Annotated in this window: 24 protein-coding genes and 2 pseudogenes; 18 read left to right on the top strand and 8 right to left on the bottom strand. The window is 51.6% G+C overall.

Going from position 1 to position 24,708, the window contains the following annotated elements; genetic code table 11:
• Positions 1-3: 3 nt before the first annotated feature.
• The 15 genes from CWE15_RS07575 (at position 4) to CWE15_RS07510 (ending at position 12,678) form a co-directional block, all read left to right on the top strand.
• The gene (locus tag CWE15_RS07575) at positions 4-531 is read left to right on the top strand and encodes a MotA/TolQ/ExbB proton channel family protein (protein ID WP_126757475.1); all 528 of its coding nucleotides are present in this window, start codon (positions 4-6) and stop codon (positions 529-531) included.
• Positions 532-543: 12 nt separating this feature from the next.
• Positions 544-945, top strand: coding sequence for an ExbD/TolR family protein (locus CWE15_RS07570; RefSeq protein WP_126757474.1), 402 nt, complete (start codon positions 544-546; stop codon positions 943-945).
• 2 nt (positions 946-947) lie between these two features.
• Positions 948-1,562 carry a TonB family protein gene (locus tag CWE15_RS07565; protein WP_126757473.1) on the top strand — a complete coding sequence of 205 codons (615 nt, stop codon included), beginning with the start codon at positions 948-950 and terminating at the stop codon, positions 1,560-1,562.
• Between the two features lie 6 nt (positions 1,563-1,568).
• Entirely contained in the window at positions 1,569-2,879 is a 1,311-nt protein-coding gene (locus tag CWE15_RS07560) for a tetratricopeptide repeat protein (protein WP_126757472.1), read from the top strand.
• A 174-nt stretch (positions 2,880-3,053) separates the two neighbouring features.
• The gene (locus CWE15_RS12130) at positions 3,054-3,182 is read left to right on the top strand and encodes a hypothetical protein (protein ID WP_275065508.1); all 129 of its coding nucleotides are present in this window, start codon (positions 3,054-3,056) and stop codon (positions 3,180-3,182) included.
• A 34-nt stretch (positions 3,183-3,216) separates the two neighbouring features.
• On the top strand, positions 3,217-3,591 hold the full coding sequence (locus tag CWE15_RS07555) for a response regulator (RefSeq protein WP_126757471.1): 375 nt from the start codon (positions 3,217-3,219) through the stop codon (positions 3,589-3,591).
• On the top strand, positions 3,591-4,145 hold the full coding sequence (locus CWE15_RS07550; RefSeq protein WP_126757470.1) for an adenine phosphoribosyltransferase: 555 nt from the start codon (positions 3,591-3,593) through the stop codon (positions 4,143-4,145). The genes CWE15_RS07555 and CWE15_RS07550 overlap by 1 nt, the downstream gene beginning before the upstream one ends.
• Before the next feature lie 31 nt (positions 4,146-4,176).
• Positions 4,177-6,264 (top strand): DNA polymerase III subunit gamma/tau, encoded by a 2,088-nt coding sequence (dnaX, locus tag CWE15_RS07545; protein ID WP_126757469.1) that lies wholly within the window; start codon positions 4,177-4,179, stop codon positions 6,262-6,264.
• 72 nt (positions 6,265-6,336) lie between these two features.
• Positions 6,337-6,669, top strand: coding sequence for a YbaB/EbfC family nucleoid-associated protein (locus tag CWE15_RS07540; RefSeq protein ID WP_126757468.1), 333 nt, complete (start codon positions 6,337-6,339; stop codon positions 6,667-6,669).
• The gene (recR, locus tag CWE15_RS07535) at positions 6,669-7,271 is read left to right on the top strand and encodes a recombination mediator RecR (RefSeq protein WP_126757467.1); all 603 of its coding nucleotides are present in this window, start codon (positions 6,669-6,671) and stop codon (positions 7,269-7,271) included. The genes CWE15_RS07540 and recR overlap by 1 nt, the downstream gene beginning before the upstream one ends.
• An 87-nt stretch (positions 7,272-7,358) precedes the next feature.
• Positions 7,359-9,278: a molecular chaperone HtpG gene (htpG, locus tag CWE15_RS07530; RefSeq protein ID WP_126757466.1), complete on the top strand. Its 1,920-nt coding sequence runs from the start codon at positions 7,359-7,361 to the stop codon at positions 9,276-9,278.
• Positions 9,279-9,435: 157 nt separating this feature from the next.
• Complete coding sequence (gene adk / locus CWE15_RS07525; protein ID WP_126757465.1) at positions 9,436-10,080, top strand: adenylate kinase; 645 nt, start codon at positions 9,436-9,438, stop codon at positions 10,078-10,080.
• A 42-nt stretch (positions 10,081-10,122) separates the two neighbouring features.
• Entirely contained in the window at positions 10,123-10,521 is a 399-nt protein-coding gene (locus CWE15_RS07520; protein WP_126757464.1) for an MAPEG family protein, read from the top strand.
• A 34-nt stretch (positions 10,522-10,555) separates the two neighbouring features.
• The gene (locus CWE15_RS07515; protein WP_126757463.1) at positions 10,556-11,287 is read left to right on the top strand and encodes an alpha/beta fold hydrolase; all 732 of its coding nucleotides are present in this window, start codon (positions 10,556-10,558) and stop codon (positions 11,285-11,287) included.
• Positions 11,288-11,325: 38 nt separating this feature from the next.
• Positions 11,326-12,678, top strand: coding sequence for an MATE family efflux transporter (locus CWE15_RS07510; protein WP_126757462.1), 1,353 nt, complete (start codon positions 11,326-11,328; stop codon positions 12,676-12,678).
• A gap of 50 nt (positions 12,679-12,728) precedes the next feature.
• On the opposite strand, the pseudogene hisIE reads toward CWE15_RS07510, so the two are convergent.
• The 7 genes and pseudogenes from hisIE to hisG all read right to left on the bottom strand — a co-directional run.
• Positions 12,729-13,334 (bottom strand): annotated as a pseudogene (gene hisIE / locus CWE15_RS11970) (bifunctional phosphoribosyl-AMP cyclohydrolase/phosphoribosyl-ATP diphosphatase HisIE); the annotation flags it as partial.
• A 51-nt stretch (positions 13,335-13,385) separates the two neighbouring features.
• Positions 13,386-14,132, bottom strand: a pseudogene (hisF, locus tag CWE15_RS11965) (imidazole glycerol phosphate synthase subunit HisF); the annotation flags it as partial.
• Positions 14,096-14,851 (bottom strand): 1-(5-phosphoribosyl)-5-[(5-phosphoribosylamino)methylideneamino]imidazole-4-carboxamide isomerase, encoded by a 756-nt coding sequence (gene hisA, locus CWE15_RS07500; protein ID WP_126757460.1) that lies wholly within the window; start codon positions 14,849-14,851, stop codon positions 14,096-14,098. The gene hisA and the pseudogene hisF, both read right to left, overlap by 37 nt.
• 15 nt (positions 14,852-14,866) lie before the next feature.
• Entirely contained in the window at positions 14,867-15,931 is a 1,065-nt protein-coding gene (gene hisB, locus CWE15_RS07495; protein WP_126757459.1) for a bifunctional histidinol-phosphatase/imidazoleglycerol-phosphate dehydratase HisB, read from the bottom strand.
• Positions 15,928-17,052 (bottom strand): histidinol-phosphate transaminase, encoded by a 1,125-nt coding sequence (gene hisC, locus CWE15_RS07490; protein WP_126757458.1) that lies wholly within the window; start codon positions 17,050-17,052, stop codon positions 15,928-15,930. Before hisC ends, hisB begins: the two co-directional genes overlap by 4 nt.
• Positions 17,049-18,392 carry a histidinol dehydrogenase gene (gene hisD, locus CWE15_RS07485; protein WP_126757457.1) on the bottom strand — a complete coding sequence of 448 codons (1,344 nt, stop codon included), beginning with the start codon at positions 18,390-18,392 and terminating at the stop codon, positions 17,049-17,051. The genes hisC and hisD overlap by 4 nt, the downstream gene beginning before the upstream one ends.
• A 9-nt stretch (positions 18,393-18,401) precedes the next feature.
• Positions 18,402-19,301, bottom strand: a complete 900-nt coding sequence (gene hisG / locus CWE15_RS07480; protein ID WP_126757456.1) for an ATP phosphoribosyltransferase — start codon at positions 19,299-19,301, stop codon at positions 18,402-18,404.
• Positions 19,302-19,662: 361 nt separating this feature from the next.
• Here hisG and CWE15_RS07475 point away from each other — a divergent pair, with 361 nt between their 5' ends.
• Complete coding sequence (locus tag CWE15_RS07475) at positions 19,663-19,965, top strand: hypothetical protein (protein WP_126757455.1); 303 nt, start codon at positions 19,663-19,665, stop codon at positions 19,963-19,965.
• Positions 19,966-19,980: 15 nt separating this feature from the next.
• Here the strand turns inward: CWE15_RS07475 and CWE15_RS07470 are convergent, their stop codons facing one another.
• Complete coding sequence (locus CWE15_RS07470; protein WP_198674992.1) at positions 19,981-21,960, bottom strand: YfiR/HmsC family protein; 1,980 nt, start codon at positions 21,958-21,960, stop codon at positions 19,981-19,983.
• Between the two features lie 59 nt (positions 21,961-22,019).
• Here CWE15_RS07470 and CWE15_RS07465 point away from each other — a divergent pair, with 59 nt between their 5' ends.
• Together CWE15_RS07465 and tsaB are read left to right on the top strand one after the other, a co-directional pair.
• Positions 22,020-23,939, top strand: coding sequence for a DNA repair helicase YoaA (locus CWE15_RS07465; protein WP_126757453.1), 1,920 nt, complete (start codon positions 22,020-22,022; stop codon positions 23,937-23,939).
• Between the two features lie 51 nt (positions 23,940-23,990).
• The gene (gene tsaB / locus CWE15_RS07460) at positions 23,991-24,704 is read left to right on the top strand and encodes a tRNA (adenosine(37)-N6)-threonylcarbamoyltransferase complex dimerization subunit type 1 TsaB (RefSeq protein ID WP_126757452.1); all 714 of its coding nucleotides are present in this window, start codon (positions 23,991-23,993) and stop codon (positions 24,702-24,704) included.
• Positions 24,705-24,708: the final 4 nt, after the last annotated feature.

Raw genomic sequence — 24,708 nt, 5'->3', positions numbered from 1 at the left:
GCCATGGAATTGTACCTGATAGGCCTTTGGGAAACTGTCAGGGATTTTATTGGCACTGGTGGTAATGTACTTTACCTAGTAGCCGTAGCGCTTCTCATTATGTGGATTGTGATGGTTGAGCGTTACTGGTACATCCTTGGTGTGTTCCCGCGCGAGCGGGAGCAGATCATCAAGAATTGGAATGCTAGGGAAGATAAAACCTCCTGGTACGCACATAGAATCCGTGAAGCATGGATTTCAGAAGCGTCGAGCAACTTAACAGCGCGGATGCTGCTGCTAAAGACAACCATTGCCATTTGTCCGCTTATCGGACTGTTTGGTACGGTCACCGGAATGATTTCAGTATTTGAAATTATGGCGGTGCAGGGGACAGGTAACCCACGTCTGATGGCTGGCGGTATTTCAATGGCGACTATTCCGACCATGTCTGGAATGGTGGCAGCATTGTCGGGCATGTTCTTCGTTCAGCGTCTTGACGTTCGCGTCGCGCGCGAGAAATCGAAGCTAATCGACAGTATGCCTCATCATTAAGAGAGTAAAATTATGGCACGTAAACGTATTCGTGAAGAAGAAGAAGCAACACTCGACATGACGCCGATGCTCGACATCGTATTTATCATGTTGATCTTCTTTATCGTAACGACCTCGTTTGTGAAAGAGGCAGGTATTGATGTAAATCGTCCTGAAGCTTCACAAGCGACATCTAAGCCTTCGGCTAACATCTTTATTGCTGTTCGCGAGAACGGTGAAGTATGGATGGACCGTCGTCAGGTAGATGTAGAACGAGTTGCTGCAAACCTTGAGCGTTTATTAGCAGAACAGCCTACCGATATGGTGGTTATTCAGGCTGATGACAACGCGAAGCACGGAATTGTAGTGAAGGTCATGGACCAAATTAAAGAAGCAGGTATTGCTCAAATATCAATAGCAGCGGAGAACGATTAATTATGGTGCGCGTATTAGTATCAATATTACTAGGCGCTGCTGTCACCTTCGCTCTGTTTGTCTTAATGGCATTCCTGATTAGTGGCGGAGAACAGCGGAACGAACCGCCTGAAGCTCCTGCTACGATCGATATTGTACAAACGCAGGCGGACCAAGAAGTTGACGCTCGTCGTCGTACTCCGCCTCCACCTCCACCGCCGCCAGAAACGCCGCCGGAGAGTCCACCACAAGAGCCACAAGCGACAGATGATGCTGTAAGCTTTAACTTGGACTTAGGTGACGTGAACATTGGCGCTGGTGATACCGGCCTATCCGGCCCGGGCGCAGGTATGTCCCGTGATGGTGATGCTCAACCGCTGGTGCGTGTTGAACCTCGTTATCCGGCAGCTGCTGCGCGCGACGGTATTGAAGGTTGGGTGCGTTTGCGCTTCACCATTAACGAAGTTGGTGGTGTTGAAGATATCGAAATCATTGAGGCAGAGCCGCGTCGTGTATTCGACCGCGAGGCACGAGCAGCCCTTCGTCGCTGGCGTTATGCCGCGAAGATGGTTGACGGTGTGCCAGTTCGTCAAGAAGGTATGACGGTTCAGCTTGATTTCACAATGGAAGGGGGTTAATCACTCATGATGCGTTTAACAACAACACTATGTGCTGCGGTTGCGTTGCTGAGTATGGCATTCCTTCCAGCGCAAGCTCAACAGGCGGATGTTGGCTTCACCATTCCTACCCAGGAAGAAGTGACAGCCATGCAGGAAAACCGCCGCTCGCACGCTTTAGGCGACCGCCTAGCGCGTGCCGTTGTGCAAGCGTTTGAGCATTACGAAGCGTCTGAAATTCAACAGGCTATTGTGGTTCTAGAAGAGTTGTCACCTCGCAGTGACTACGAGCGCGCTTATATTGGCCGCTTTCTAGGTACTATGTATGCCTCGCTTGAAGACGAAGAAGCACAGCCTGAAAAGGCTCTTGAACTTCTTCGTGAAGCAGTTGCGTATGACATTTTAAGTTATGGTGACCAAAAGCAGTCGTTACAACTGCTCGGTAACCTTCAGCTTCAAGAAGAGCACTTTGAAGATGCGATTGAAACATTTAAACGCTACCTTCAGTTTGCTGGTGAGTGGGAGCCGGAAATTCTATTCCGAATGGCTGCTGCGCACATGGAGTTAAAGAACTATAACCAAGTTATACCTTTTGCTCGCAAAGCAATTGAAAACTACGACGAGCCTAACCGTAACCCCTATGTATTAATGATAGGTGCGTACTTTGAGTTAAATGATATTCCTAACGCTATCAAAGTACTGGAAGAAGGTGTCACTGTATTGCCTGAGCAAACCCGCTGGTGGAGCCAGCTAGGTATGTTCTATGCAATGAACGAACAGTATGACAAAGCGCTTTCAACACTTGCCATTGCATACGACGCGGGTTACTTGGACCGTTCTTCAGACTACCGCTACCTAGTGCAAATGTACTCGAACAGCAACATTCCGTTTTACGCTGGCGAGATTATGACGAAGCACTTGAAGTCGGGCGAGATTGAAGCAACGCGTTCGAACTGGGCTTCGGCGGCTCGTAGCTACTACACCGCTCGTGAGTTTGAGCGTGCAGCTGAAACGTACAACGAAGTTGTGAAGTTTACTGACGACGACGAAGAGCTCATGAAAGCGTACCGTTCACAAGGTGATGCTTATGCATTATCGGATGAATACAGCAAGGCGGCACAGTCGTTCCAACGTGCCCTTGATGTAGGTGCTGCTGAGGGTGCGGATGCAGGTCGACTGTACATGTCTCTCGGTGAAGCACATTTCAACGCGAAGCAATACCGTCAGGCTATTGCAGCGATGGAAAATGCGGCTCGCTATTCGGCAACTCGCCGTAATGCAGAGAACTGGGCTGGTTACATTCGTGAAACCGCTCAACGACGTGGTGTGAACCTGTAGTTGACTCTGTTTTTAAAAAGCCCGCTTCGGCGGGCTTTTTTGTGTCTGCTGCAGAATTCCGCTGGCACCAAAATGGGCTAAGCAAGGGCTTAAGCCTAAGACTTTACCTTCCAAAAAAGCCTGTTATCGGTTAGTATGCGCATCATAAAGGTTCTTTTTTATAGGGTATTTATAATGACTTTAGATAATACAAAATACGAACAAGCAGGGGTTTTACACATTGTATTAGGTGTACTAGCCTTTGTTGGCATTGCGCTGTTAACGCCTTTGTTGCGTGTTCTTATGCTGGTATTTGGCGCTTAATAACACCTTTTGTGTTGTTTTAAGGGATTAAACTATGGTGTTACATGTTTTGCTGGTGGACGACAACGCCCGTGCGCGTGAGTCGGTATTGGCCATGTTGAACCCAGCATATTTTCAGGTGACGGTAGCAGAGGACGGTTTAGGCGGACTGAACTTAGCCAAAAAACAGCCCTTCGACGTGGTACTAACAGATCACAAAATGCCAATAATGGACGGTATAGCGCTTATTCGTAACTTAAGTGAGTTGCCAAGCTATAAGAACACGCCCCTATGCTTAATGACCACAGGTGACGTGGCGCAAGTGAGGGAGCGCGCAGAACGTGTGGGAGCCGACCATGTATTGGCCAAGCCGCTAGACGAGAGCCTGCTGCAGCTTTTAAATTCCTATCGACAACGAGATATTGTTTAATGACGCACTATGCTTGCGCAGATTTGCGCGGAAAGTACATTGCCGACACTATTCGGGATGTACCAGACTACCCCAGTAAAGGGGTGGTGTTTCGTGATATTACCACTATGCTTGCCGACCCAAAGGCACTGCGCTATAGCATTGACTTATTACACGAACGCTATGAAAACTATGGTCTTACGCAAATTGTAGCGGTCGAAGCGCGTGGCTTTTTATTTGCAGCTGCGCTAGCGGACAGACTTGGTATAGGCATTACTTTGATTCGTAAGGAAGGCAAGTTGCCCCGCGACGCATACCGCGAAGAGTATGCCTTGGAATACGGTGAAAGTGCCCTTGAATTGCATAAAGACGCCTTAACCCACCGTGACCGAGTGGTGGTGATGGACGATATGTTAGCCACTGGGGGCACAATGAGTGCTGCCATTGACTTAATACAAAAAACCGAAGCGACCATAGTAGAAGCAGCATTTGTAGCAGAGCTTTTATATTTGCCAGGCCGTAAGCGTTTGGCTGAAAAAGGTATTTCAAGCTATGCCATGGTGGCATACGACTAACGCGTACGCGATAGCATAAACCAGAGCGCGAGTGCAGAAGGTTAGGCAGCACATTACAGGGGTGATGATGAGTTATCAGGTGTTAGCACGACAATGGCGTCCAAGTACTTTTTCTGAAGTGGTGGGCCAGCAGCATGTGCTGCAAGCGTTGAGTAATGCGCTTCGCCACCAACGACTACACCATGCTTACTTATTATCAGGTACCCGAGGAGTGGGCAAAACCACCATTGCCCGTATTCTTTCTCGCAGTTTGAATTGTGTGACAGGTATTACCCCTAATCCGTGTGGTGAGTGCGAAGCCTGTGTTCAAATTAATGAGGGCCGCTTTGTTGACCTGCTAGAAATTGACGCGGCGTCGCGCACCAAGGTGGAAGACACACGCGAAATTCTTGAGAATGTGCAATATAGACCTACTTCAGGTCGGTATAAGGTGTACTTGATAGACGAAGTGCACATGCTTTCACGACACAGTTTTAATGCCTTACTCAAAACCTTAGAAGAACCACCTGAACACGCTATTTTCTTACTCGCCACAACAGAGCCCGACAAATTACCGGTCACGGTTCTGTCGCGCTGTTTGCAATTTAACTTACGTGCTTTAACCCGTGAAGAAATTGCGGGGCAGTTAAGTAAGGTATTGTCCGCCGAGTCTATTCCTTTTGAAGCGAGTGCGCTTGAGCTGTTAGCACGGGCAGCCCGTGGCAGTATGCGCGACGCTTTAAGCCTGACTGACCAAGCGATTGCTCAAGGGGACGGCCAAGTCAACGAACAAGGCGTGGCCATGATGCTTGGTCGCTTAGACCCACGTGATAACATTGCCCTGTTGAACTATTTAGCACAGGGGCAGGTGGACCAAGCGTTACAACACTTGCGTAGCCTGCCTGACCGGATGACGGACATTAGTGATGTCCTGAATGAGCTGCAAAATTTACTACACCAATTGGCGCTGCTACAAATCGCGCCGAATTATTTAGACTCGGGTTTAGTGAAACACCAAGAAGGCATGCAGGCGCTGGCTGCCTTATTAGCGCCTGAGCAAATTCAAGTATGGTACCGCATGGTGCTGGAAGGGCGCCGAGAGCTACCATTAGCCACAGACGCCTTTGCAGCTGTTGAAATGACCTTGCTGCGGTTATTGACGTTTCGTCCTGTGACGGCATCGAGCTTGCAAACGTCGGCACCTGCAAGTCATGGTGAACCAGCTTTACCAGAGCCTGAGCCTGAACCTGAGCCAACCTTGGCAGAGCCAGAAGTGGCGCAACAGCAGCCAGAGCAGGTAGCAGAGCAACCGGTGCAAGCAGCACCGCCAACACCGCCGCGTATGCCAGCGAAGCCTACGCCGCCACCGACAGCCCTGGATGAAGCGGAACTCGTGCAGCAGCAAGACGCTATTTTGCAACAAGCGAGTGCGCAACACGTGCCAGCGCCATCGCAGCCAGAGCCTATGGTAGAGCCGCCAGCAGCTGCTGTTGAGCAGCCTGCGGCAACGGCGGAGAAGGTGGCCGAAGACCCGTTAGCCAGTTTGCTGGCGACCCGTGACTTACTAGCGGGTACGGACAGTGGGGCAACCCCGCCGACACCGCAGGCTTCAGAGCCAATCCCAACAACTGCGGAACCTACTCCGAGAGCGGACAGCCCGCCCCCAAAGCCTGAACCGGCGCCTGAGCCACAGGTTTTGGTGCCGGAGCACGTTCACGCTTTACAGGCACCACGGGCAGAGCTTACCCCCCAGGTACGAGAAGCCGCTGACATTGACGGCTGGAGTGCTTCTATTGCTGGTATTGAGCCGCAAGGCTTAGTACGACAGTTATTACTGCATTCGAACTTAAAGCAGCAGGCTGGCGGTTATGTGCTCACCATAGGCAGCAACAAGCAAACCTTATGGTCGCCACAAACCGAGCAGCACTTAACGAATACGCTGCAACAGCTGATAGGGGATGCGCCTTTAACCATTGAGTTTGGTGAGGTGCAGAACACGCCCTTTATGATTCAGCAAGAAATTGACAGTTACCGACTGCAACTTGCGGCCAGCTATGTAGAACAACACGACGATATTCAAGCCTTAACAGCAGCCCTGGAACTGGAGCTGGTGGATGGAAGTATTCAACCACGCGATTGAGGCTGTTATGATACGTACGCTGCATGGGCAGTGTATAATTGACTTTATTTGTACTGAAAAAGAGAGAAGCACATGTTTAAAGGCGGTATGGGAAATATGATGAAGCAGGCGCAGCAAATGCAAGAGCGCATGCAAAAAGCCCAAGAAGAAATTGCAAGCTTGGAAGTAACAGGCGAAGCAGGTGCTGGCATGGTAAAAGTGACCATGTACGGTAACCACAATGTGAAGCGTGTTGAAATTGACCCAAGCATTATTGGCGATGAAGATGACCGTGAAATGCTGGAAGACTTAATTGCTGCGGCAACCAACGACGCAGTGCGCCGTGTGGAAGAAGCGTCGAAGCAGAAAATGGCGGACGTTACCGGTGGTATGGGTTTACCACCAGGCTTTAAGATGCCATTTTAATGAGCGGTTTTAGTCCTGCGATAGCTTCGCTGATTCAGGCTTTGCGGGTGCTGCCAGGCGTAGGCCAAAAAACAGCACAGCGAATGGCCTTTATGCTGCTTGAACGGCAGCGGGGCGGGGCTGAAAAGCTGGCTGCAAGTATTGAGCATGCTTTACAGGTGGTGGGGCGCTGTCAGCAGTGCCGCACCTTAACCGAAGGTGAAGTGTGTGCTATTTGCCTTGACCCGCAAAGGGCGGAGCAAGGTGTATTGTGTATTGTTGAGTCACCCGCAGATGTGATTGCCGTTGAGCAAACTGGGGAGTTTCATGGCCAATACTTTGTTTTAATGGGTAACCTGTCGCCGTTAGACGGCATTGGCCCGAAAGACATTGGCTTAGACTTACTCGAGCAACGCTTGCAACAAGGCCATATTCAAGAGGTTATTCTTGCCACCAACCCCACGGTTGAAGGTGAAGCCACGGCGCATTACATTGCAGAGTCTGCGGCGCGCTACCAAATTGACACTAGTCGGATTGCCCATGGCGTGCCTGTGGGAGGTGAGCTGGAGTATGTGGATCACCGCACCTTGGGCCATGCTTTTCAGGGCCGTAAAAAAGTTTAATGGCGAAAGGATTGAAAAAACCAGGCTGAGTCCCCATCTCCTTCATAACGTTCATTTAAATAACGTATGATCAGGAGAGACTCAGCCATGGCTGATAATACAACTGCAGAAAAACATGGATTTCAAACAGAAGTAAAGCAGCTATTGAATTTAATGATTCATTCGCTGTATTCAAACAAAGAAATTTTCCTACGTGAGCTTATTTCCAACGCCTCGGACGCGGCGGACAAATTACGTTTTAAAGCGCTCGAAAATACCAGCCTTTTTGAAGACGACCCAGACCTACATGTGCGCGTTAGCGTAAACAAAGAAGCCCGTACGCTGACCGTGAGCGATAACGGAATAGGTATGACCAAAGACGAAGCATTGGTGAACCTAGGAACCATTGCGAAGTCGGGCACCAAAGAATTCTTTAGCCAGCTTTCTGGCGATCAAACCAAAGACTCACAACTCATTGGCCAGTTTGGTGTTGGTTTTTACTCGGCCTTTATTGTGGCCGACAGTGTCACCGTACGTTCCCGTGCTGCAGGTGTCGACAAGTCGGCTGGGGTTGAATGGAAGTCGGCAGGTGATGGCGAGTTCACCCTAGCGGAAATTGAAAAAGAAAGCCGCGGAACGGACATTATTCTGCACTTACGTGACGACGCGGAAGAGTTTTTAGAGACCTGGAACTTGCGCCAAATTATTACCCGTTATTCAGACCACCTGAACATGCCGGTGCAAATGTGGAAAGACGAGCAGCCAGAGCGTGAAGGGGAAGACGGTGAGAAAATTGCGGCTGTACCTGGCGAGTGGGAAACCATTAACGCAGGTAAAGCACTGTGGCTTCGTGACCGCAGCGAAGTGACGGATGAAGAGCACCACGAATTTTACAAGTCGCTGGCCCATGACTTTGAAAACCCATTGGTGTGGAGTCACAACAAGGTAGAAGGTAAGCACGAGTACACCAGCCTGTTCTATATTCCGCAGCGCGCGCCATTTGACTTATGGAATCGTGATGCGCAAAAGGGCATTAAGCTGTATGTGCAGCGGGTCTTTATTATGGACGACGCAGAGCAGTTTATGCCGCCGTACCTGCGCTTTGTCCGTGGTTTGATCGACTCGAACGACCTACCATTAAACGTGTCGCGTGAAATTTTGCAAGACAACAAAATTACTCGCTCTATGCGTTCAGCCAGCACCAAGCGTGTACTGAGTATGCTAAGCCGTTTAGCGAAAAACGACGTGGACGCCTACAACACGTTCTGGGATGCCTTTGGTACTGTGTTAAAAGAAGGCCCAGCAGAAGACCAAGCCAACGTAGAACGAATTGCTGAGTTGTTGCGCTTCTCTTCTACGCACACGGACACTGCAGAACAGCGTGTGTCGCTAGACGACTACCTTGAGCGAATGAAAGAAGGCCAAGACAAGATTTACTACATTGTGGCTGACAGCTTTGAAGCGGCGCGCAATAACCCGTCGTTGGAAATCTTCCGTAAGAAAGGTGTGGAAGTGTTGTTGCTTTCCGACCGTATTGACGAATGGTTGATGACGCACCTCACGGAGTTTAAAGACAAGCAGTTCCAGTCGGTAACCCGTGGTGATCTTGACTTAGGTGACTTAGACACAGAAGAAGACAAGAAAGAGCAAGAAGCTGCAGATGAAGCCTTTAAGCCTGTAGTGGAGCGCTTTACTGAAGCGCTGGGCGATAAGGTGAAGTTGGTCCGTAGTACGCACCGCTTAACGGACTCGCCGGCATGTATTGTGACCGATGAGAACGATATGAGCACGCAAATGGCCAAGCTGATGGAAGCGGCGGGTCAGAAGGTACCAGAAACCAAGTACATTCTGGAGTTGAACCCAGAGCACCCCTTGGTGACTCGTATTGCGGACGAAACAGACGAAGCGCAATTTGCTGACTGGGCGGAGCTGTTGCTGGACCAAGCAACCTTGGCCGAGCGGGGTAATTTGAAAGACCCAAGCAGCTTTGTACGTCGTATGAACGACTTATTACTGAAACTGGCGTAGTCTGAGCCGTTCATAAAGGCGTAAGCCGATAGTAGAAATTAACCCCGCTTAATTCAAGCGGGGTTTTTCGTTGGATGCTCCGTTGCCTAGCGGAGCGCTATCGGGTAAAGTTGCGCTAATTCTTTGAACTCACCAATCATTCACGAGGGGACATACCATGCGCATTATCCTTCTGGGGGCGCCGGGCGCAGGAAAAGGCACTCAAGCACAATTTATTATGAACACCTACAAGATACCGCAAATTTCTACGGGCGATATGCTTCGTGCGGCCATTAAAGCAGGTACAGAGCTTGGTAAGAAAGCGAAGCAGGTAATGGATGCGGGCCAGCTCGTTTCTGACGACATTATGATTGGTTTGGTGAAAGAGCGTGTTGCGCTAGACGACTGTAAAAATGGCTTTTTATTGGACGGCTTTCCGCGCACGATTCCACAAGCAGACGCGATGCAAGAAGCAGGCATTGACGTGGACTTTGTGCTTGAGTTTGATGTGGCTGACGACGTGATTGTTCAGCGTATGGCGGGCCGCCGCGTGCATCCTGGTTCTGGCCGTGTTTACCATGTGGAATACAACCCACCGCAAGTAGAAGGCAAAGACGACGTAACTGGTGAAGACTTACTGGTACGTGACGACGATAAAGAAGAAACCGTGCGGAAGCGTTTGGCGATTTACCACGAACAAACGGAGCCTTTGGTGAGCTACTACCAAAAGCTTGCTGAACAGGGTACGGTGAAGTTTCACAGCCTAGACGGTACGCAGAAGGTTGAAGCGATTCATCAACAACTGAGCGAGCTGCTTGGGTAAGTTGTTGCCTAAAAAATTCGGTTAAACAAAAAGGACACCGCCATGCCATTACCTATAACAAGCTTATTTGCTGGGCTACTTGCCTTGCTATTGTTGGTTCTTACCTTCCGCATTATTGCCTTGCGCTGGAAAGAACGAGTGGGTATTGGTGTGGGCGAAAGCAAGCCATTGGAAGTAGCGGTGCGGGTGCACGGGAACTTCACTGAGTTTGTGCCTATGGGCATTATTTTACTCGCATTGATGGAGTTAGCTGGCGCCAGTGCGGTGCTACTCTATGCTTGCGGTGGCCTGCTGTTTGTCGCTCGGATCAGTCATGCATTTGGCTTGACCCGCAGTATTGGCACCAGCAGTTTCCGTGCTTTTGGTGTGCTGGGAACGGTTGCTGTGCTGCTGTTCCAAGCGGCTTACCTCATTGGATTTTTCTTGGGTTACACCCTGTAACCCAGACTCAGGATAAAAGGGCGCTGTTATTGGTATGCGTTGTATTGCTCTGCATAGCTCTCAAAGCCATGGCGGCCAGTGGCGCTCTTTTGCTAAAGGATTGCCGGCGGGCTTTAGTTTAGAAGCGCCCAACCTGATAGGCTATGGCGCAAACCAAACGTTTACGCCAACACCTGACTTTCGTTTAAGCCATGAGCTTGCGGCTATAGAGCGGCAAGGCCTGACCCCAAGCCAAGGGCCTGTGGTCTTGGTTGGGCACTCTTATGGTGGAGCCTTAGCGCTGCATTGGGCCAGGCGCTTTCCCGAGGCAGTCCAGGCGCTTATACTCTATGAGCCTGTGGCCTTTCATGTATTGCCAGAGGGGCATGTGGCACGTACAGAAATAACGGCTGTGGCCGATGCCATGGAGAGTATGACAGACCAGCAAGCTTGCCAGCACTTTGTGGACTATTGGAATACCCCTGGTTATTTTGCAGCGCTACCGAAAGCGGCCCAGCAACTTATGGTGCAGCAGCAGCCAAAAGTAAGCGCAGACTTCGATGCCTTGCTGAACGAGCCGGCAAGCCTTGACGCCTACGCCAACCTGCCAATGCCCGTGCACCTTTTCAAAGGCACACAGTCGCCTTTGTCGAGTAGAACCGTGGCTCAGTTATTGGCCGAGGCGATTCCGAAGGCGAACCTTACCCGTGTCGAGGCAGGGCATATGGGCCCTCTCACAGATGCCCGACGCGTAACACCCTTACTGTTAAACGCCTTACCCGGTTAATAGAATTTTCTTTTTTGTAACACTGTAGGACACTCAACATGCGCCATTTTTGGCCTGAAACGAAGAAACTTGCGCTACTGACAGGGCCTATTTTGGTGGCTCAGTTAACGCAAATGCTGATGGGCGTGGTGGACACCTTAATGGCCGGCCGCGTCGGGGCTATTGACTTGGCAGCTGTAGCTGTAGGCAGTGCTATTTGGATGCCGTTGACTCTGCTTATATTTGGTTTGAGCATGGCTCTTGCACCTGTAATAAGCCACCACCATGGCCGCGGCGACAAAAGCCAAATGCCACGCTATGTGCAGCAGTCGCTGTACACCTGCATTGTGGGCGCCTTGTTTACGGGCTTGTTGTTGTATTTGGCACCGTACTTTTTGGCGCTGATGGATGTGGAGCCTGCCTTTCGGGCAATGACCTTGCAGTACCTGCGTTTTATTATGTGGGGTTTGCCTGCCTTTGTGCTTTACGCAGTGCTGAGAAATTTCTGTGAGGGCTTGTCCCACACGATGCCTTCGCTTGTGATTGGTGTGATTGGGCTGCTGGTGAACATTCCCATGAACTATGTTTTTATATACGGCAAGCTCGGTATGCCAGCACTTGGCGGTGCTGGCTCGGGCTTAGCGTCTGCTATTGTGCTGTGGTCCATGGCATTGAGTCTCTTAGCTTATGTGATATTTTCGAAACGTTACGCTGAGGTGATGCCTTTCAAACAATTCTTTAAACCCGACTGGGACGATATTGTTTATTTTTTCCGTTTAGGCGGGCCTATATCTATGTCGCTGTTTTTTGAAACCAGCTTGTTTGCAGCGGTGGCTATTTTAATTGCGCCCCTTGGGCCTGTGATGGTGTCGGGGCACCAGGTGGCGCTAAATGTGTCCTCCATTGTGTATATGTTCCCCTTGAGCCTCAGTATGGCTATTACCTTGCGAGTTGGCTTTGCCCTTGGTTCAGGCAAGCCTAAAGACGCAGTGCATGCCTACCATGTGGCGTTAATGCTGGGCGTGGCTTTTGCCATTGTGAATGGCATGGGTATGTGGTTTGGGGGGCGCTGGCTTGCGGGCTTTTATACAGGGAATGCCGAGATTATTGAGCTAGCAGGTACCTTGTTAGGGCTGGCTGCTATTTATACGGTGTCTGACAGCTTTCAGGCTATTGCCATGGGAGCCCTGCGCGGCTACAAGGACACCCGTGCAGCCATGTTGGTGACTATTATTGCCTATTGGCCCTTTGGTTTAACCGTGGGGATTGTGTTAGGTCTGACGGACTTGGTTGTACCGGCCCTAGGTGCAGCAGGTTTTTGGATTGGTTTTATTAGTGGTTTAAGTGTGGCGGCGGTGATGCTGACCATTCGCTTGCTGCGTATTCAAAAACGGCACTTGGTGAGCGGCTAACAGGGTATGCAGAGAATAAAAACGCACCTCAACTGGGTGCGTTTTTTCGTTTAAGCTTGAGCCCGCGTGGCTAATACCTTGCTGACATCTGCGAGGCTTAGGTTTCGGGCTTGCAGTAACACCAGAAGGTGGTAGAGCAAGTCTGCACTTTCATTGAGCAAGGCCGCGTCGTCTTCTACCACGCCAGCTAACGCCACCTCCACACCTTCTTCACCCACTTTTTGAGCGCAGCGCTGCACCCCTTCAGCAAACAGTTGGGCAGTGTAGCTGGTGTCTGGCGCAGCGGCCTGTTTGCGTGCGGCAATGGTCTGTTCAAGTGTCGCCAGCTGCGTGTAGGGCGCTGTGGCTAAAGGCGTTTGCGTTTGCCAGCAGCTGGTGCTGCCTAAATGGCAGGTGGGCCCTTGAGGGCGTACCAAAGCGAGCAGTGCGTCGCGGTCGCAGTCGGCGGTGAGCTCGACCAGATCTAAGGTGTTTCCTGATGTTTCGCCTTTGCGCCACAACCGGTTTTTGCTGCGGCTAAAAAAAGTAACCTGACCAGAAGCTAAGGTGGCCTCAGCCGACGCCCGGTCCATATACCCTTGCATCAGCACGTGTCCGGTGGACACACATTGCACCACGCAGGGTAACAGCTGGTTCATTTTCTGCCATGCTAGGGTATCTAAGTTCAAGCTGTTTGTGCACACGGAGGTTGCGCGCACAGGATTTACACGAAGGTCCGCCTGTAAGACGCGAAGGCTGACCAGGTTTTTATGTAAAGCAGAAGCCAGTAAGGCACCATTGACGCGGGCTTCGGCAAACACCTGACGCACGTGCTGAATGCTGCCAGCCCCTCCAGAGGCTACCAAAGGCACTGGGCAAATGGCGCGCACCGCCTGTAGTTGTTCAATGTCGTAACCTTGGCGAACACCGTCTTGGTTCATGCAGTTCAATACAATTTCACCGGCGCCTCGCTTTACCACTTCCTTTACCCAGTCGAAGGTGTTCCACTGGGTCGTTTCCGTGCGGTTTTCGTCGCCCGTAAATTGCAGGACTTGGTAGCTGTTAGTTTCTGCATGGTAGAAACTGTCTATGCCCACCACAACTTTGTCCGAGCCAAAGGCAGCCACCAATTCATTTATTAGTTCGGGTCGCTGCAATGCAGGGGAGTTAATAGACACTTTAGCGGCACCATAAGCAAGAACTTCTCGTGCTTGTTCGACGCTATTGATGCCGCCTGCAACAGCCAAGGGAATGTGAATGCGTTCGGCAATGTCTTGAATCCATGACTTATCCACGACCCGTTGTTCAACGCTGGCGCTAATGTCGTAGAGCACCAGTTCGTCGGCTCCTTCTGCTGCGTATTTTTCCGCCAAGGGCAGAATATCGCCCATAATTTCGTGTTGTCGAAACTGTGTGCCTTTGACAACTTTGCCGTTATTTACATCGAGACAGGCGATGATGCGTTGTTCCAACATGCTAGGGCCTCCGCAAGTGTGAATGTATTGGTAAGAAGCGACTTGCCTAAAATAACGCTGTCGCATTGGGCTGCTTGTAACTCAGTGAGCTCGGCTAAGCTGGCGACACCGCCGGAAGCCTGCCATTGAATACTTGGAAAGGCCTGCTTGAGCTCTTGGTACAACGCCACGTTACTGCCTTGCAGCATACCGTCGCGGCTTATGTCGGTGCACAACACATGTTGGCAGCCCACGTCGAGATAAGCTTGCAAGCAGGGCTCGAGTTGCTGTTGCGAGGTGGTTTGCCAGCCGTGGGTGGCCAACATGCGCTGGCCTTGCTGATTAATATTGACATCGAGGGCGAGGACCAAACGTTCGCCACCGAACTCTTGAAACCACTCCTTCACGAGGGTGGGTTGGTTGACCGCTGTGGAGCCAATAACAACCCGGGCCACCCCGGCAGCTAATAACTGCTGAATGTCTTCGCGATGACGGACGCCGCCGCCGACCTGTACGGGAATATCAAGTTGTTGCACAAGCTGGGTGATGAGTGCTAGCTGGCGCAGTTTAGGGGCGCGCGCGCCGTCAAGATCAACCAGGTGTAAATAGTCAGCGCCTTGGGCTTGATAGTCACGTGCCACGGCCACAGGGTCCGAGTGATAATTGGTTTGTTGGTTAAAGTCGCCTTTCTGTAGGCGCACTACCTGTCCTTCGATAATATCGAGTGCTGGAATAAGCATTTTGTGTTCCTTTGGTTAGAGTACGCCCTTAGTGGATGGCAGTTCGTTGCCTTCTTTGCGAATGGCTTGGCGCAAAGCCCGGCCAAACACTTTAAACAGGCTTTCTACTTGGTGATGGCTGTTCCCTTCGGTGGTGCTTAGGTGCAGGCTAACTTTCATACTGTCTGCAAAGGAACGAAAGAAGTGGGGCACCATCTCTGTACTGAGTTGACCAACCTGTGCTTGACTAAAGTTTGCTGAAAACTCCAACCAAGGGCGGCCTGATAAGTCGATAAGGCATTCGGCCCGGCACTCGTCCATGGGCAGGGCAAAACCAAAGCGGCCGATGCCACGTTTGTTGCCCAGCGCTTTACGCATGGCCTCGCCGAGGGCCAAGGCGGTGTCTTCTACTGTGTGGTGGTCGTCGATGTGCAAGTCGCCTTTGACGCTCACCTGTAAGGAAAAACCGCCATGGGTGGCCACCTGTTCGAGCATGTGGTCGAAAAAGCCGATGCCTGTGTCAAAGGCTAAGGGCTGGGTTTGGTCTAAATTCACCGACACCTCAATGGCCGTTTCGCGGGTGACACGCGTGACACTGGCGGTGCGCTCGGGCCCCGTGAGGGTGCGCACTAACTCCGGCCAACCTAGGGTGTTGCGGTTATAGAGCAGCCCGCGAATTCCCATGGCCGCGGCCATTTGCAGGTCGGTTTGCCGGTCGCCGATAACAGCGGAGCGCTGAAAGTCGACTTGGCCCTGTTGTAGGTAGTTTTGCACCAGCCCCAGTTTGGGCTTGCGACAGCTGCAGTTTTGACTGTCAAAGTGCGGGCAAATAAGCACCTCGTCGAAGGTGATGCCCTGACTGCGAAAAAGCGCCATCATGGCCTGGTGGGGCGCGTCAAAGTCGGCTTGAGGAAAGCTGTCGGTGCCAAGGCCGTCTTGGTTACTGACCATAACCAAACGGAAACCTTCTGCCTGTAGCGCAAGCAAAGCGGGAATAACACCCGGCTCATATTCGAGTTTATCGAGGCGATCTACTTGTTTGTCACTGGCGGGCTCAGCAATAAGTGTGCCGTCGCGGTCGATAAATAAAATAGGGTTCATTGTGTTTCTCCAAAACCTGAAAGAATACGCATAAGTTGTTCATTTTCCTCGGGGCTGCCGACGCTGATGCGAATACATGGCCCTAAGGAAGGAAATTTAAATTGGCGCAGCAGCACGCCCGCAGCTTGGCAATAGGCCATCACCGCTTCTGCTTCTGGCACCTGCAATAAAATAAAATTGGTGGTGCTTGGGAATACCGTTTTTACCCAAGACAATGCTTGCAGTTTCTGCGCCAGTAGCTGACGTTCAGTGACCGCTTCAATGACTTGCTGGCGCATAGGAATAAGGGCGTCGAGGCCGAGAGCTTGGGTGGCGACCTGTATGCTTGGCTCGGGCAGCGGGTATGGCGCTAACACGGGCTCGAGTGCTTGAATGAGTTCCGCTTGGGCCAAGGTAAAGCCAACGCGTATGCCTGCTAAGCCAAAGGCTTTCGATAGGGTGCGCAGCACCACCAAGTTGGCATAGGTGTCTATACGGGAAGCCCAGCTGAGCTCGGCGGTGGTTTGCTGGGTGCTGGTTTCTGCGTACTCAAGGTAGGCTTCGTCCACCACCACAATGGCTTTGCCGGCGGCGAGGGCGAGGACTTGTTCGATGTCCTTCGGCTCTAACAGGTTGCCGAGGGGGTTCGAAGGGTTACATAAGAAAATAACCTTCACCCGAGGCTGTTTTGGGGCACTTGGGTTCAGGGCGTCTTCAATGGCAGCCAGGTCGAGTTGGAAGTCATTACCTTGTTGCAGCAAAGGAGCCGTTACAACGGGGCTGTTATTTAACTGCGCGGCAATAGCGTACATGCCATAGGTGGGTGGGCAAATAAGCACAGCGTCTTCACAGGGTTGGCAAAACGCACGAATAAGCAAGTCAATGCCTTCGTCGCTGCCACGGTGGCTGAGTAGTTGGTTGGCCGCAATGCCCGCATAGGCCGCATACGCACGGTTCAGGTCGGTGGACTGGAAATTCGGGTAGCGGTTGTTGTTTGCCGTAGTGCTTTCTCCTCCAGGGCCTGGGTAGGGCGACTCATTGGCGTTCAACCACAAGGTGCCGCCGGACATACTACGGCGGGCCGAGGGGTAGGCCTGCATGCCTCGTAAATGAGGGCGTAATAAGTTTTGAATGCTGCTCATGAAGAAACTCCTGTTAAGGTGCTGTCGGTGCGGAAGCGTTCACTTTGGAGGCGCAGGCTAACAGCACGGGCATGGGCTTCTAATCCTTCAAGCTGGGCTAAGCACTGAATGGTGCCACCTAGCTCGGCGAGCCCTTGCGGGCTGATGCGCTGCACTGTGAAGCGGCGATAAAAGTCGAGTAAACCTAAGCTGCTGTAGTTTTTGGCAAAGCCATATGTGGGCAGTACATGGTTGGTGCCTGTGGCGTAGTCTCCCCCCGACTCGGGCGTGTAGTGGCCCACAAAAATGGAGCCCGCTCGGGTGAGATGTTGCAGGGCCTCAGCCTCGCGTTCAGGGGCAACTTGCACACTGAGGTGTTCAGGGGCGTAGTTTTGGCTAATGGCATAGGCTTGGGCCAAACTGTCGGTTTCGATCAGTCGGCTTTGGGAAAGCGCCTGCAATGCAATGTCGTGTCGAGGCAGGCTGGTCACTTGCTGTTGTAACGCTTTCTCTACGGCTTGGAGCAAGGAACGCGAGGGCGACACACAGAGAACTTGTGAGTCGGGGCCATGCTCTGCTTGGGACAGCAGATCGGCTGCAATAAAGTCGGGTTCGGCGCTGCTGTCGGCCACCACCAGCAGTTCACTAGGGCCTGCTGGCATGTCGAAGGCGGGGCCACCGAACTGTTGGCTCACTTGTTGTTTTGCGGCTGTGACATAGGCATTGCCAGGGCCAAATATCTTGTGTACGGCGGGAACACTTTCCGTGCCGTAAGCGAAAGCGGCGATGGCTTGTGCACCGCCTGCTAGTAATACCTGTTGGATACCGCATTTTTGTGCAGCATAGGCCACCGCAGGGGACACGTCGCCATGACGGTTGGGCGGCGTGGCAAGCAGCACCTGCTGACAACCGGCAAGTTGTGCAGGAACCCCTAACATCAGCACTGTGCTGGGCAGCACGGCGCTACCACCTGGAATATACAAACCGACGGACTCAAACGGGGTGTAGTTGAGTTGGCATTGTACGCCAGGGCTGGTTTCCACCTGTATATTGCTGGGCTGCTGCTGTTGGTGGAAACGGCGGATATTGGCATAGGCTGTGTCGATGGCCTTTTTCACTTGGGCATTGAGCCCAGCAGAAAGGTCTGCGGTGATGGTGAGCAAGCGACTTGGCATGCCGTCGAAGGCTTGGCTATAGGCTTGCACTGCTTCGTCACCTTGGCAACGGACTGTGGCCAAAATGTCAGCGACCGCCGCTTGTAAGCGTGTGTCTGTTGTGAGCACGGGCCGTTGCAGCAAGTTTTGCTGCTGCTTTGCGTTAAGCTGGCTCCAGCGAACAGACGTGGGTATTGAATAACTCATAAGGGGTCCTTAGCGCATCATTTTTTCAATGGGCATTACGAGAATGGAACTGCAGCCGAGAGTTTTTAGTTGTTCCATGGTTTCCCAAAATAAATTTTCCGTGCTGACCACGTGCATAGCCACTTGCTCGTCCGTGTAACTGAGGGGGAGTACCGTAGGACGCTCGGCGCCTGGGAGTATACTGGCCACTCGTTGTACTTCTTTGGTGGGTGCGTGCAGCATAATGTATTTGCTTTCCTTGGCCAGCTGCACCCCATCGAGCCGGTCGAGGAGTTTGTTAATCAGAGACTGCTTGGCTTCTGGCAACGGGGTTTGACTTTGAATGAGCTTAACCTGGGAGCGAAAAATAACGTCTTGTTCACTCAGCCCGTTCGCTTCTAAGGTGGCCCCGGTTGAAACTAAATCACAAATGGCGTCGGCTAAGCCGGCTCGGGGGGCAACTTCTACGGAGCCTGTCAGCATCACGGTTTGTGCCGTTACGCCTTGCTGGCGTAAAAAGGCTTCCGTAAGACGGGGGTAGGTGGTGGCAATTTTTTTATTGTTGAGGCTTTGCACACCTTGGTAGTCGAACTCGTTTGGCACAGCTAAGCTAAGTCGGCAATAGCCAAAGTCGAGCTGGCGCAGGGCAGTGAAGCTGGCGGCTCTTTGTTCTTGCTGACGTTCGAGCCGGGCTTCTTCCAACACGTTTTCACCGACAATGCCTAAGTCAACCACACCGTCCATAACCAGCCCAGGGATATCGTCGTCGCGTACACGCAGTAAGTCGATAGGGTAACTGGTGCTGTGTGCAATGAGGCGCTGTTCATGCAACTGAAACTGAATGCCACAAGCTTTTAGCAAGTGAATACTTTCTTTGCTGAGTCGACCCGACTTTTGTATAGCGAGAGTGAGGCGTGTTGGTTCTGTCATAAAATATGTCCTGTTGGCAAAAAAAAGCCCCGAGAAGGAAACCTTCCCGGGGCTGACTGTATGCAAGGAAGGTACCGCGGCTGTGCGGTACCTTATTATGTGGTTAAATTTCGCCGTTAAATAAGAAGTGACCGCACATGAGTATGGCGGTGATGATGTCGCTGACTGATATTTATCGGCTGCATGTGGGCTCTCTTATTTCAAACAACTTCATTAAGTTGTATAGATGCTAGCAGAAGCAAATTCAGTCTGTAAAGAAAAATCAAAAAGAAAATGGCAAAAAGCGCTTGCTGCTTGTTTTTTCGCCAGAACGGCCGATATAAGGTAAACTTATTTATATAACTGAGAAAAGGAGCGCCCCATGGCCAGTGAAGATCTCATCTTCCCTTTGTTGCCTCGTAACACCACAGTTGCGGTGGAAAGCGGCTTGGATCGTGTGAGTCAGTTGCAGAAGAAACAAAAAATAAAAGGCGTGGCGGGCGATGAGGCCAATGATGATACTCAACAAGCCCGTATAGAAGAGCGTCAGCGCAAGCAGCAAGAGCAGCGAAAAAAGCGACAGCAAGGGCAACAGCAGAGCGCCGAGAAAGAAAGCCCCGACGAAACAGACACAGGCATAGAAGGCGCGAGCAACAAAGGACGCAACTTAGACACCTACGCGTAGCAACGCGGGTTGTGGCTACTGTGTGGCAGCCACGGGGTGTGTTACGCGCGGCATATCTAAGGTAAAACAGGTGCCTTTGTTAGGTTCACTGCTTACGTGAATGTCGCCATGTAGTTTTTGTCGCACCAAGTTGTACACAATCGACATTCCTAAGCCTGTGCCGCCGTCATTACGGCGCGTGGTAAAGAAGGGGTCGAATAGTTTACCAAGTACCTCTTCATCCATACCTGTCCCATCGTCACAAAATTCAATATGAATATTGTCGCCCGGCGCTTTTTTAGCCCGTATGGTGAGGGTACCGCCTTGGCCATCGAAAGCGTGGCGTATGGCGTTGGTGGTTAAGTTGGTAAAAATTTGCGCCATGGCCCCCGGCGTGGTGAGCATGGTAATGTTTGGGTCACTTTCAATGGTATAAGTAACCCCTACGCGGCGTAGCTCAATGGATAAAGTGGACATCACTTCTTCTAAGTATTCTTCTAGGTTTATTTCCCGTCGCTCGGTGACCATTTGCTCCACGGCAACTTGTTTGAAGTTGCTAATAAGGCGCGCGACCCGTTCCAAATTCCGCTCGGTCAGTTGCAAGGACTCGGCCGCTTTGGTTAAAAACTTGTCGAGCTGTGACTTACTTAGCTTGCCTTGCTCTATGGTGCTAACAAGCTGCTGGCGACCGTCGTTCAGCATGGTGGTGGCTGTCAGTGCTACGCCAAGAGGTGTATTGACCTCATGAGCGACACCCGCGACCAGGTTACCTAAGGCGGCCATTTTTTCAGCCTCAACGAGTTTGTCCTGGGCGTCGTGTAGCTCGTCGAGGGCCTGCATAAGCTGTGCAGCTGTTTTGCGTTTATTGTAATAAAGCAAAATACTGAGCAAGGCGAAGATGAGGGCAATAAAAAAGCCAATGCCCACATACATCAGCAGCTCACGTTGCTTGTTAATGGTTTCTTCGCGGCTTTCTAATAAGGACACCTGTTCTGCAATAGCGGCTCGCTGGTCGCGTAATACTTGTTGCTGTGTGGCAAGCGTACTGCGGTTAATAGCGATCCGCTCGGCTAAAGCGTCACTCTCAAGTTGCTTTTCTTGTAACTGACGCTCTTTATACTCGAGTTCAGCCTGGTGGGCGGCAAGGGCACGTTCAGCATTGGCAAGGTTGCGTTGAATAATGGCCAGCTGCTCTTCCCGCGAGAAAAGCCGCATGCGTTGCTCATCGAGTTCTTGCAGTAATCGGTTCAAGGTGGTTTGTTGCGAGTCCATCACCTGCTGCTTGTCTTCTAAAGAGCCCGCTTGGGCCCGTAGCACGGAGTCGCGCTCTTCAATGCCTGCTTCCAGCATGGCAACTCGCTCTTGCAACGAGTTTTGGCGCTGCTCATTGCTATGCAGGGCTTGCTCAAGCTCTGTTAGTTGGGCGCGGACCTGTTGTAACTCTTGTTGTTTGCGGCGATAGGCAACGACCATTTCAAGTTCTAGGCCACTAATGCGAATAAGGTTTTCTGAAGGCGCTAAGCCAGCGTCTTGAATTTTGTCGGTATTGACTTGAAAGCTAAAGCGACTTTGGCGCGAAGAAATAAGGTTGATCATGACTTCTTCACGGCCCACAACGCCTTCGGTTACAAGCAGAATATTATGATTGCGGGCAATGGGGTCGAGGGTGCGCAACTGAGAAGCGGCGCGGGAGCCCACATAGAGCACGTCTACTTCAGCCACCTGGGTAATGCGGTGAATTTCGCGCAGTTGCACTTGCATACCACGGATACGAGGTAACGGTGTGCTTTGCAGTGCCGCATTGACGGAGCCCGCATTTAAAGTACCAATAACGAGCTGCTGGCGCTCGGGTTCGTCTGGCCACGTGATATAGCGCATCACAGCCGTTAGATAGCCTGCGCGTAGCTCGTCGTCGGAAATGTTGTTCGCTTCAATGGCTTGCGCCTGAAAGCCGACGACATAACTGACAAAAAGAAGTAATAATGCGAAGCGGAGTTGCTTGCAGCAACGGACCATGCGTGTAACCCTATATGTCATTTTTAATTTGAGAGCCCTAAGCCTAACACATTTGTTTTATGAGCCGTATATCTGATGTTTTTCGCGCCGATGGCGCGCTAAGTAAAGCACTACCTGACTTTCAACCCCGCGATGCTCAGCTGCAAATGGCGACGGCCATTCAGGGGCTGAAAAAAGCAGGGGATCAGCTGGTGGTTGAAGCTGAAACCGGCACAGGTAAAACCTTTGCCTATGTAGCCCCGGCCTTGCTGGGCACCGGTAAAGTCATACTGTCAACGGGAACCCGTAATCTGCAAGAGCAGCTCTATCATAGAGACATGCCGCGGCTACGTGAAGTGTTGGGGCCAGAAAAAGTAGTGACTCTGTTAAAAGGTCGTTCTAACTACTTATGTATACAGCGCTTAGCCCAGTTTAGCGCCCATCCGCAAGGTGGCAGCCAAGACGCCATGAAGCAATTAAAAGTCGTGCGAATGTGGGCCAATGAAACCAAAACCGGTGATATAGGTGAATTGTCAGCCTTGCCTGAAGGGGCTGCCATTCTTCCCTTTGTGACCAGTACACAAGACAACTGCTTAGGTCGAGACTGTCCTCATTATGACGAATGCCATTTGGTGCATGCGCGCAAAGCGGCATTAGAAGCGGACGTGGTGGTGGTGAACCATCATTTATTTTGTGCCGACTTGGTGCTGAAGGACACAGGCTTTGGTGAACTTATTCCGGAAGCCGATTTGGTGGTGTTTGATGAAGCGCACCAGTTGCCAGAAATTGCCAGCCAGTATTTTAGTGACACAGTGTCGACCCGGCAGGTAACGGAGTTATGTAAAGACATAGAAGCTGTGTATATGACGGCGCTTAAGGATGCCCGCGCCATGTCGCAAATGGCACAGCAGGTAGAGCGCACCGCCAAAGACCTGCGGCTTCAGTTTAATATAGACCCAGAGCGAGGCAACTTGCGTCAGGCGTTAGACAGCGACAAAGTGACGAACAGTGTGTCGGAGTTGCAGGAAAAATTAGACAACCTATTGCGTATTTGTAATACCCATGTGGGCCGCGACAAAGGTTTAGACAATATTATTGAGCGCTTGGAGTTGATTGTAAAACGCTTCGAAGACGTATTGTCGGTGGAACGCACGGGCTATAGTTTTTGGTATGAAAGTACCCGCTACCATGTCAGTTTTCATCGCACTCCTCTTTCGGTGGCAGAGCCCTTTAGCCGAGCCATGGCAGAGCAGGAAGCACGTTGGGTATTCACCTCGGCCACCTTAACGGTGAACAACCGTTTTGATTACTTTAATCAACGTTTAGGCTTAGAAAGCCCACAAACCCTGCAGTTGGAAAGCCCTTTTAACTTCGCAGAGCAAGCGCTGTTGTGTTTACCACGTTATCTGCCTGAGCCCCACGAGCGCAGCATGGTGGAAACGCTGACAGAAATAACCTTACAAATAGCGGAGCATAACTATGGTGGTAGTTTCATTCTGTTTACCAGCCACCGCATGCTGCAGGCAGTAGCGAAACGACTGGCAGACCGGATAGAACGGCCCTTGTTGGTGCAAGGCACCACGTCGAAGCGTGAGCTGATGGAGGCTTTCACCGAGGCCGGGGACGCTGTGTTATTGGGTACCAGCTCTTTTTGGGAGGGGGTGGATGTGGCCGGAAGCGCGTTACGTTGTGTGCTGATTGACAAATTGCCCTTTGCCTCGCCTGACGACCCTTTATTGCAAGCACAGGTGGAAGACTGCCGTAAGCGAGGTAGAGACCCGTTTGCAGAAGTGCAGTTGCCACAAGCTATTTTAGCTATGAAACAAGGGGCCGGTCGGCTTGTACGTTCGGTAAACGACGAAGGAGTGCTGATTATTTGTGATAACCGACTAGTGACCCGCCACTACGGCAAATTGTTTTTAGCAAGCTTGCCTCCCATGGGGCGAACGCGCTCCTTGGGTAAGGCATTGGCGTTTTTAGGCCGTGAGCCGGAAGCATAAAGTCTGGTACAATAGCCCCTAAGTATAAGTACTCATTTTGAGAGGTTTTTCTTGCGATTATTAGCATTAGACACAGCAACGGAGTTTTGCTCTGCAGCGGTGAATACAAAAGCGGAGCCTGTGGTGCGGGGTGAAGAAGCCCCCCGACAACATGCGCAGCTTATTCTTCCTTTTGTGCAAGAAGTACTGGCCGAAGCGGACATGTCGTTAGCAGACTTAGACGGCTTAGTGATAGGCCGAGGCCCTGGCAGCTTTACTGGGGTTCGAATTGCCGCAGGCATTGGCCAAGGCTTGGCTTTTAGTCAAAACCTGCCAGTGGTCGGGGTGTCGAGCTTGCAAGCCATGGCCCAACAAGCCCACCGCCTGCTGGGTGCTGAAGCCGTACTAGCGGCCATAGATGCACGCATGGGCGAGGTTTACTATGCTTACTATAGAAATGTCGGCGGTGTGATGCAGCCGGTAACGGAAGAGCAGGTGGCGGCCCCCCAAGCAGTGACCTTGCCTCACCAAGAAGAGCAAACGGAGAGAGTTTGGCATGCGGTAGGCACAGGGTTTGCTGCATACCCAGACTTGCTAGAAAAACTCAGCCAAGAGGGCGTACAGGTTCAGCAAACGGAGGTGCGTTTACCCCATGCAGAGGATATGCTGGTGTTAGGTGCCGCCATGTTTAGGGAAGGTAAAGCGGTTGCTGCTGAAGCCTTCGAAGTGCATTATGTACGAAATGAAGTGACTTGGCAGAAACTGCCGGGTCGGGGAAACGAATGACGGA

Source organism: Aliidiomarina taiwanensis (assembly GCF_003987015.1).
GTDB lineage: Bacteria > Pseudomonadota > Gammaproteobacteria > Enterobacterales > Alteromonadaceae > Aliidiomarina > Aliidiomarina taiwanensis.
The sequence above is the reverse complement of the archived record's forward strand: the minus strand, read 5'-3'. Positions and strand labels throughout refer to the sequence as shown.